3 protein-coding genes are annotated in these 2,767 nt (G+C 73.3%); 1 reads left to right on the top strand and 2 read right to left on the bottom strand.

Going from position 1 to position 2,767, the window contains the following annotated elements:
* Window positions 1–114 precede the first annotated feature (114 nt).
* Complete coding sequence (locus ACFC3F_RS15005; RefSeq protein ID WP_376131510.1) at window positions 115–291, bottom strand: hypothetical protein; 177 nt, start codon at window positions 289–291, stop codon at window positions 115–117.
* 93 nt (window positions 292–384) lie between these two features.
* Here ACFC3F_RS15005 and ACFC3F_RS15000 point away from each other — a divergent pair, with 93 nt between their 5' ends.
* The gene (locus ACFC3F_RS15000; protein WP_376131507.1) at window positions 385–1,332 is read left to right on the top strand and encodes a hypothetical protein; all 948 of its coding nucleotides are present in this window, start codon (window positions 385–387) and stop codon (window positions 1,330–1,332) included.
* Window positions 1,333–1,383: 51 nt separating this feature from the next.
* On the opposite strand, the gene ACFC3F_RS14995 is transcribed toward ACFC3F_RS15000, so the two are convergent.
* The coding region (locus ACFC3F_RS14995) for an SbcC/MukB-like Walker B domain-containing protein (protein ID WP_376131504.1) at window positions 1,384–2,767 on the bottom strand (1,384 nt) is incomplete at its 5' end.

Raw genomic sequence — 2,767 nt, 5'->3', positions numbered from 1 at the left:
GGGGTCAGTCGCCGTACTCGGCGCCTGACCCCGACCGCGAGACTGCAACGGCACGGCGAGACCGTGGGTGGACCCCGCAGTCTCGGCGCGCCGTTGCGGTCTCGCGGTCGTGGGTCAGTCGCGACGCGAGAACGCGGCGCGCAGGGCGAGGAAGACGACGAGCGCGACGACGGCGACGACCACGAGCTTGCCGATGAACCACAGCACCGAGAACAGCACGTTCACGATCACCCACGCGATGACCACGGCGACGATCACGCCGAGGATGGTCCAGCCTGTCCCCTTGCTCATAACGACTAGCCTAGGTACTTCAGCGCCGTCGCTCCGCTCGCGATGACGATCCGGTGGCGAACCCTGCACGACCACGACTCAGATCGAGGACCCATGTCGAACCCCACTGACCCGTCGCAGCCCACGGGCGACGACCGCGGCCCCGAGGCCTACCCGGCCGGTGATGAGGCCCCCACGCAGGCCTACCCCGGATACACCCCCGGCGATGCGCAGCCCACCGAGGCGTACCCGGCCGCCGGCGGCTACGGGCAGGCGCAGTCCGCCCCGCCCGTCTACGGCCAGCCCGGTGCCGCATACGGGCAGCCGCCCGCGTACGGCCAGCCGCCGGCACACGGCGCGCCGGCTGGGCCCGACACGCGCCCGAAGCGCCTGGCCTGGGCCGCGCTCGGCACGGCGATCGCCGGTCTCGTCCTCGTGCTCATCGCGTTCATCCCGCTGCTGTGGGTGTCGTTCGCGCTCGCGATCATCGGCGGCGTCCTGCTGCTGGTCGGTCTGGTGCTCGGCATCGTGGCGCTGGCGAACAAGAAGCAGGGCGGCAAGGGCCTGGGCATCGGCGCGATCATCGTCTCGGTCCTCGGTGGCGCCGCCTGGGTCGGAGCGCTCGTGTGGTCGCTGCTGCTCATCGGTCTGTCGGCCTCGGATTCGGGCGGCACGTTCGAGCCGGCACCCCCGGCTGCGACCGCGTCCGAGGCGCCCTCCACCGATGACGACGCCTCCACCGACGGCACCGACACGGACACGGATGCCGGCGACGGCGTGTCCGGCACCGGCGAGGCGGCATACATCGCCGAGGTGCGACCCGTGCTCACCGAGATCATGCAGGAGGCGGAGCCGGGTGTGACCCAGGAGATGATCGACGCCGCCTTCTCGGACGAGATCCTCATCACCCTCGGCGAGACGACCCTCATGGGCGGCGACGCCGCTCGCGACGCGATGATCTCGTCGTTCTCGACCGCCACGGGCGGGCTTTTCACCGAGGAGCAGGCGACGCGCCTGATCGACACCGTGCTCACCGCGGCGCAGAAGCACCTCGCCGGCTGACCCGCGGGCAGTTCGAAGGCGGCATCCGATCCCGGGTGCCGCCTTCGGCGTTCACGCCGCCGGGACCGCGCTGTCCTGCAGGATGATGCTCGGCCCCTGCGGCGTCGCCTCGACCCGCAGTTGCGCGGGCAGCTGCTCCTTCATCGCGGCGACGTGGCTGATCAGCCCCACCGTGCGTCCGCCCTGACGGAGCTCGTCGAGCGTGCGCATGGCCAGCTCGAGCGTCTCGTCGTCGAGGGAGCCGAAGCCCTCATCGATGAAGAGCGTGTCCAGCCGCACACCGCCGCTGCGCGCGGTGACGACCTCGGCGAGGCCGAGCGCGAGTGCGAGCGACGCGAGGAACGTCTCGCCCCCCGACAGCGACGTCGTGGGCCGGGATTGGCTCGTGTAGGAGTCGAACACCGCGAGCCCGAGGCCGGACGCCGCGCGGTGCCGGCCGACGGCGTCGGAGTGCTCGAGCCGATATCGCCCCGACGACATGACCTCGAGCCGCAGGTTGGCGGCGTCGACGATCTGCTCGAGCTCGGCGGCGAGCACGAAGGTCTCGAGGTCCATGCGGGTGTCGGTTCGGCCCGCGAGTGCGTCCGCGAGCCCCGCGATGATCTCGTGCTCGGCTTCGCGCTCGGCGGATGCCGCGTGGGCCCGCGTCGCCCGTTCGGCCGCCTCGGCGAGCCGTGCGGCGACTTCGGTGTCGCGCGCCGCTTCGGTGACGGCGCTGTTCCACGCTTCGCGCGCGAGGGATGCCGCCTCGGCGACCGGCGCGAGATCGACCGGTTCGTCGGACGCGCCGGCCAGCTCGGTCTCGAGCGCCAACAGCCGTTCGCGCTCGGTCGCGACGTCGACGTCGTGACGGTGCAGGTCGGAAGCGAGCCGCTCGCGCACGGCGGTGTCGAGGAGTGCCGTGCCGACGGATGCCGCGTCGTCGAAGGTCGATTCGGCCAGACGCTCCTCGAGGTCGCGCTGCGCGTCGGCGGCCACCTGCTCGGCCCGCAGCCGATCGTCGATCGCCAGCGTGAGGGCCCGGGCCGCGTCGCGCACGCGGGTCGCCTCGTCGATGCGCGCCGCGACCGAAGGGTGGTCCCCGCGTGCGGCGGCGACGGCCCGGGTCGCCGCCGTGAGCCGTTCGGCCCGCGCGGCGCGGTCTTCCTTCGCCGCCGCGAGCCGGGCCGCCAGCGCGGCCTGCTCGTCGCCCATCGCCGCCTCTATCTCACGCAGTTCGCGCACCTCGGCCGCCAGCGTCGCGATCGTCGTCGCCGCGGCTTCTGCGGCGGCCAGTCGTTCCTCGGCGGCGCGGTGGGCGGCCTCGAGGTCGACCACGGAGCTTCCGCCCGCACGGGCGAGCGCGTCGTGGTGGGCGGCACGCGCTGCACGGGCGGCGGCGGACGCGGCCGTCGCCGTCGCGGACGCGAGCTCGACGGCCGCTTCGGCTTCGGCG

This window comes from Microbacterium sp. NPDC055910 (assembly GCF_042271185.1).
Lineage (GTDB): Bacteria > Actinomycetota > Actinomycetes > Actinomycetales > Microbacteriaceae > Microbacterium.
Note: the sequence above shows the minus strand (reverse complement) of the source record. Positions and strands in the feature narration are given on the sequence as shown.